Annotated in this window: 1 protein-coding gene; it reads right to left on the bottom strand. The window is 59.3% G+C overall.

Annotated elements, in window-relative coordinates:
- Positions 1 to 106 precede the first annotated feature (106 nt).
- Positions 107 to 430: DUF2303 family protein (locus AO388_RS04990; protein WP_153003965.1), on the bottom strand; the 324-nt coding region annotated here is incomplete at its 5' end.

A 430-nucleotide genomic window follows, 5' to 3' on the forward strand; every position in this document is an offset into this window, starting at 1 on the left:
CCCAGCCCCCAGCCCCCAGCCCCTAGCGCTTCTCGCGTATAAGCCAGCTCCAACTTCCGCGCCACAACCGAAGACACTGTGATTTCGTGGCGCGGAATCTCTACAACTAGGCCGAGAAGCTACCTAACGCAAGCTGAGCTGCATCGCTCACCTTCGCTTCAAGAACCGACTTGAACTCCTGGGCAATCTCTTCGCGCTGGACGTCCTCGCCTACCCAGCGAAGTTTCAGTACCGGCTGTGCGCCGCTGGTGATGACTGAGATTCGCAGGATTATTTCGCGCTGCTGCAGGCCTTCAAACGGCACGGCTGAGAAGATCAGCGACGTGGGCAGGGTTTCCTTGCTGGTTGCCTCGATGGCATCCATTGCGCTACGGCTGGCGCGGGTCTCGCTAACGGTGTGATCGCTTTCCGACGATGCCTTGACCGTGAT

It is taken from the genome of Pseudomonas sp. ICMP 10191 (assembly GCF_001467335.1).
Lineage (GTDB): Bacteria > Pseudomonadota > Gammaproteobacteria > Pseudomonadales > Pseudomonadaceae > Aquipseudomonas > Aquipseudomonas cerasi.